General features: G+C 63.0%; 7 protein-coding genes. 4 read left to right on the top strand and 3 right to left on the bottom strand.

Annotated features, from left to right (window positions below; genetic code table 11):
* On the bottom strand, window positions 1-587 hold a 587-nt coding region (locus tag Q0O95_RS13150), incomplete at its 3' end, for an efflux RND transporter permease subunit (protein ID WP_293699526.1).
* Window positions 588-648: 61 nt separating this feature from the next.
* On the opposite strand from Q0O95_RS13150, the gene Q0O95_RS13145 reads away from it, so the two are divergent.
* From Q0O95_RS13145 to Q0O95_RS13130, 4 genes are all read left to right on the top strand, one after another.
* A complete protein-coding gene (locus Q0O95_RS13145; protein ID WP_293699523.1) occupies window positions 649-1,164 on the top strand; it encodes a CrcB family protein in 516 nt (171 codons plus the stop codon).
* Window positions 1,161-1,547, top strand: a complete 387-nt coding sequence (locus Q0O95_RS13140; protein WP_293699519.1) for a CrcB family protein — start codon at window positions 1,161-1,163, stop codon at window positions 1,545-1,547. The genes Q0O95_RS13145 and Q0O95_RS13140 overlap by 4 nt, the downstream gene beginning before the upstream one ends.
* Window positions 1,548-1,629: 82 nt before the next feature.
* Window positions 1,630-1,944 (top strand): DUF3073 domain-containing protein, encoded by a 315-nt coding sequence (locus tag Q0O95_RS14115; RefSeq protein WP_366516496.1) that lies wholly within the window; start codon window positions 1,630-1,632, stop codon window positions 1,942-1,944.
* A 202-nt stretch (window positions 1,945-2,146) separates the two neighbouring features.
* Window positions 2,147-3,616 (top strand): L-serine ammonia-lyase, encoded by a 1,470-nt coding sequence (locus Q0O95_RS13130; protein ID WP_293699516.1) that lies wholly within the window; start codon window positions 2,147-2,149, stop codon window positions 3,614-3,616.
* A 194-nt stretch (window positions 3,617-3,810) separates the two neighbouring features.
* Here Q0O95_RS13130 and Q0O95_RS13125 read toward each other — a convergent pair whose 3' ends face one another.
* Complete coding sequence (locus tag Q0O95_RS13125; RefSeq protein ID WP_293699513.1) at window positions 3,811-4,191, bottom strand: type II toxin-antitoxin system VapC family toxin; 381 nt, start codon at window positions 4,189-4,191, stop codon at window positions 3,811-3,813.
* The gene (locus Q0O95_RS13120) at window positions 4,188-4,421 is read right to left on the bottom strand and encodes a type II toxin-antitoxin system Phd/YefM family antitoxin (RefSeq protein ID WP_293699511.1); all 234 of its coding nucleotides are present in this window, start codon (window positions 4,419-4,421) and stop codon (window positions 4,188-4,190) included. Before Q0O95_RS13120 ends, Q0O95_RS13125 begins: the two co-directional genes overlap by 4 nt.
* Window positions 4,422-4,830: the final 409 nt, after the last annotated feature.

The raw sequence follows: 4,830 nt of genomic DNA, 5'->3' as shown, positions 1-4,830 counted from the left end.
GCGAGTGCAAGCTCCTCCTCGTCGGCAACGATCGTGACGCGCTGGCCCGCGACTCCCTCGAGGTCGACAGAACGCACGCCCTCCAAGCGCTCGAGCCGAGGTATCGCGTCGAGCTCGATGCGATCGGCTAGCGACTCGACACGTTCATCCCCGATCGCAACGGAGAGTTGGATGATCGGAAAGTCCGTTATGGAGCCGGCGACAACCGTCGTCTCGACCCCGTCTGGGAGGGCACCCGTTACACGACTGAGTGCTTGCTGCACCTTCTGTTCCGTCGTCGCGAGGTCGGTGCCGTACTCGAATTCGGCACTGACGGTCGACCTGCCCTGGCTGGATGTCCCGATCGTCTCTTTCAGGCCGGGCACGGTCTGCAGCGCTCGTTCGACGACGTCCGTCACATCGTTGGCGACAACCTCGGGGCTCGCTCCCTCGTACTCCGTGACGACCGCAAGCTGCGGAAATTCGATGTCGGGGGCCAGCTCGGTCCTCAGGCTCTGCATCGCAATGCCGCCGAACAGGACTGCGCAGATCGTGACGAGGGCTATCAGGGCCCGGTTCTTGAGACTCGCAACTGCCAGTAGGTGCACGAACACCATTGTTGCACTCGCGGTTTGCGGCGAATTACTCCTCTCGATGTATCGTGTGGCCGTGCCTTACGTGTTCCTCGCTGTCGCACTCGGTGGCGCTGCCGGCAGTGTTGCGCGAGCGGCCATCGACCAGGCACTGCCTACGGACCCCCTCCCGTGGGGCACCCTGCTGGTCAACACCGTCGGTTCACTCGTGATCGGCCTCCTGTCCGGCGGTCTCCAGCACGCGTGGCCGAAGTGGCTGCAGCAGGGCGCCACAACGGGATTCCTGGGCGGATTCACGACGTACTCGGCATTCGCCCTGTGGTTGACGGCAGACGATCTCGACCACTGGTCGCTGATCATCGGAGCGTCTGCGGCCGTCGCCGGCATCCTCACCGCGCTTGCCGGCATCCTGCTGGGGGAACGAATGAGCGGCCGAATGGCCCGGCACCCCGTGCAAGAGGAGTCCCACGGCTGGATAGCCCCTGCCGGAGACGACACCGACGCCGAGCAGGAAGAGGCGGCCGAGCCGACGACCGAGGGTACTGTGCCAGAGCGAAGTCTGCGGATCCGGTTCAGGAGGCGTCGACGATGACGACCCTGGCGATACTCGCAGTTGCGGTCTGCGGCGGGCTCGGGGGTGCTGCTAGATACGGCTGCATTCTGCTCGTCGGGGAGCACTGGCGGCCCATCACCATCATCATCGTCAACACGGTGGGTTCGTTCATCGCGGGCTTCGCCGCCGTCATGATCAACGGGCTCGGCGCCGACCCCGTGTGGGGGTATGCGGTCGTCGTGGGCTTCTGCGGCGGCTTCACGACGTTCTCGACTTTCGCGAACGATTCGGCCTCACTGCTGCGCAGAAAACGAGGGATGCGGGCCCTCACGCTCACGCTCGCAACCGTGCTCGCAACAGTTGCGTTCGCCGCCGCCGGTATCGCCAGCGGAGAAGGGATGCTGACCCTGCTGAACCCCTGACGCAAGACACCGCCCGACAGGCAGCAGCGCCGCATCCGATTACCACGGGTGAGGGTCATTCGGCGTACGTAACGCAGACGGCATGGTAACCTTAAGGTTGCATTTCCCGTATTGGGTCGGCGTCCTGGCGACGTCGCTCCGGTGCAAGGGTGCCAGACGCTCAAGCCAAGGATTAATGGTTCAGGGGGGTTCGACCATGGGTCGCGGCCGTCAGAAGGCAAAACACACAAAACTCGCACGCGAGCTGAAATCATTCAGCCCCGATGTTAACTTCGCGTCCCTCGAGCGTGAGCTCGGGAACAAGACCGAAGGTTCCTACGACGACGAATTCGACAAGTGGAACGACTACTCAGAATACGAGTCCGCCGACGAAGAATCGGCAGAGGAATCCGCATAGGGCTCTGTTCTAACGACCGCGTCGTAGACGACTCGCTCCATCTCTCGGTGGGCGAGTCGCGCTCGGCATGCCCTCGAAATGTCTTCATGGCACGCCAGACCCGTCATGCTGGCGGTGCCGCGCGTTAGCATGGCATAACGCCCATCTCAGTCGAGCGGAAGCAACGGCCACAAGCCCCTTCCCGCCAGTCAGGAGCATGTCGATGACGACCCAGGAATCTCTCGGAGCGCACGCAACCTCGCCGGCCCCGGTGTTCGAGCATCTGTCCGTTCTCGACCTGTTCAAGGTCGGCATAGGACCTTCCTCATCGCACACTGTCGGCCCCATGCGTGCCGCCGCGGACTTCGCGGAAGCGCTCCGGGCATCCGGTCGCCTGCGTCAGGCGCAGCGTGTACAGATCGACCTGTTCGGGTCGCTCGCTGCTACCGGGTCGGGGCACGCAACCGACTCCGCGGTCATGCTCGGGCTCTCCGGGCTCGAACCCGACACCGTCGTGACCGCCGAGATCGGCAAGACGATCGACACCATCCATCGCACCGAATCGATCACGCTCGCGGGTGAGCACACGATTCCATTCAATGCGGGCCGCGACACGATCTTCCGCCCTCTCACGATGCGACCCGAGCATCCCAACGCGATGCGCCTGACCGTCACCGACGAGAGCGGCGACGTGATCTCGACGGCCGGTTACTACTCGATCGGCGGCGGGTTCGTCATGCGGCACGATGACGATGACGTGCTGACGCCGGTTCCGGCCCCGACCGAGAACGTGCAGGATGTCCCCTACCCGTTCACGACGGCCGACGGGCTGCTCGAGCACTGCAGGTCGACAGGGCTCTCGATTCCCGACCTCATGCTGGAGAACGAAACCGCATGGCGCGAGCGCGACGAGACCATAGCGCGGCTGGTGCACATCTGGCAGGTCATGCAGGAATGCGTGGATGCCGGCATCGCAACGGGTGGAGTCCTTCCCGGCGGCCTCAAGGTTCGACGTCGCGCGAAGCAGTGGCACGAGCGACTGATCGAGCGCGAGAACGCGGCGGAGACGAGCGCAGAGCGCGACCGGCTCGACGGCATGGAGTGGGTCAACCTCTTCGCCCTCGCCGTGAACGAAGAGAACGCCGCCGGCAATCGAGTTGTCACGGCTCCCACGAACGGCGCGGCCGGCATCATTCCGGCGGTCATGCACTACTTCGACCGGTTCGGTAGCGGCGAATCGGACTCGGCGAGCATGCCCTGGAGCGTGCGATTCCTGCTCGCGGCCGGGGCTATCGGCATCGTGATCAAGTCGAACGCATCGATCTCGGGCGCCGAGGTCGGCTGCCAGGGAGAGGTCGGCTCTGCCTGCGCCATGGCGGCTGCCGGGTTCGCTGCGGTCATCGATGCCGACACGGAACAGATCGAGAACGCGGCGGAAATCGGGCTCGAGCACAACCTCGGCCTCACCTGCGACCCCGTCGGAGGGCTCGTGCAGATCCCGTGCATCGAGCGCAACGCGATGGCTGCTGTGAAGGCGATCAACGCCGCACGGATGGCCAAGCACGGCGACGGCTCGCACCACATTTCGCTCGACACCGCGGTCGAGACGATGCGCGCGACGGGCGCCGATATGAGCCACAAGTACAAGGAGACCGCGATGGGCGGCCTCGCCGTCGCCTACGTCGAGTGCTAGGTCACTGACATTCGGGATGCCCGGGTGCGTTGCCTGAGGTTGCTTCCGACGACAGGCTCGTGCCGGATCTCTGGCTTGTGCCGAATCTCTGGCTCAATGACAGCGTTTCGGGCACGGATGTCGATTTTCCAGCAATCCGGCACCGCTGGCCGGCCGTCGACATAACGCCTGATCGACTCCCGCCGAATTGCAACTCACGAGCTCGGCAGCAACGAAACGTCGTATTGCGAGAACTTCGCGTCGACCGTAATCAGTGTCAGGCCCTCGGCGATCGCTTGAGCGATCAACATGCGGTCGAATGGATCGCGGTGCTTCAGCGGCAGCGAATCGAGGATTCGAGCGTGCTCGTGCGAGAACGACAATTCGTCGAAGCCCAGCTCAGCGATGGGTCTGTGCATAGCTCCTTGGAAGTCGAGCTTGCCTACAGCTCGTTTTACGGCGATTTCTGCCGCACTCAGGGAGGAGACGAACTTCATGTTTCTCGGATCGGCTATGGCTTCCCGAAACCGTAACGGCAGCCTGTCACTGTCCGTTCTAACCCACAGATATACGTGAGTGTCGAGCAGCAGCCTCATGAGCCGTACCAATCGCGTTCATCAGCATCGCTCCACTCATCGAAGTCATCGGAGATATCGACGCGTCCCTTCAAATCTCCGAACACGACAACGCGTTCTTGAGATTGCACCGGCCCCAGCTGGGCCACCGGTCTGCCGTTTCGGGCAATCACCACGGCTTCGCCCGCCTCAGCCCGAGCAAGCAGTTTGCTGAACGAGGACTTCGCCTCGTATACATTCACCGTCTCCATATCACCAGTATATCTAGTCTGGCCAGGCCTGATCAAGAACAATTCATGATGTCACTCTGCTCCGTCAATTCGATGCTGTTTACTCATTCCACGCCCGATGCACTGATGTCGGATGCAGCCACTAGCGTTATCACTATGTCCCAGCACCAGAATAAATTTCAGTTGATACGCTCCTCCACCGGTATCCGAGCGTCGATCGCGATAGCGTTCACGGCACTGCTCGCGATCGGCACATCCGGTTGCGTCTTCCTACCGGCTGTCGTGTCGTACGAGTCCGCACCATCGCACTCACCGACATCCGCACCTCCACCTGAATCAGCCCCGGACCCGCAGGACTCGACGACCTCGAGCCCCGATCCCGTGGCTGAACAGCCCGAGCCAGAGCCGGAACCAGAACCAGAGCCAGAGC

Source organism: uncultured Agrococcus sp. (assembly GCF_945915485.1).
Classification (GTDB): domain Bacteria; phylum Actinomycetota; class Actinomycetes; order Actinomycetales; family Microbacteriaceae; genus Agrococcus.
Note: the sequence above shows the minus strand (reverse complement) of the source record. Positions and strands in the feature narration are given on the sequence as shown.